Annotated in this window: 1 pseudogene; it reads right to left on the bottom strand. The window is 71.5% G+C overall.

From position 1 onward, the window contains the following. Window positions 1-368: pseudogene (locus tag PA598K_RS36085) on the bottom strand (ABC transporter substrate-binding protein); the annotation flags it as partial.

The following is a 368-nucleotide window of genomic DNA, read 5'->3' as shown; positions in this document are numbered from 1 at the left end:
CCTCGCAGCGATACCCCGCCCGGGCCAGCCGCTCGGCGACCAGCATCGCGTCCTGTCGGTAAGGCTCGATCGTCGCTAGGCGCAGCGGCGCGCTGACGAGCTGGCGGAGCGGCTGTGGCACAGGCTGCTCCGCCAGCGCCGCAGCGATGCCCTCGCGCGCCGCAGGATCGGCGAGCGCAGCCGAGGTGCGCGAGTTGCAGGTGATGAACTTGCGCACCGTCGTCTCCGGGGAGATGCGGCTCCAGCCGCGCCCCTCCGCACCGGCATGGTGCATCAGATGGAAGGGGGCGTGAGGATCAGACGCAGGGGAGGGTTGTCCTTGCTCGGCCCGCCACGGCACATGGACGATCTCGACGCGGTCCAGCTGC

This window comes from Paenibacillus sp. 598K (assembly GCF_003851045.1).
Taxonomy (GTDB): domain Bacteria; phylum Bacillota; class Bacilli; order Paenibacillales; family Paenibacillaceae; genus Paenibacillus_D.
Note: the sequence above shows the minus strand (reverse complement) of the source record. Positions and strands in the feature narration are given on the sequence as shown.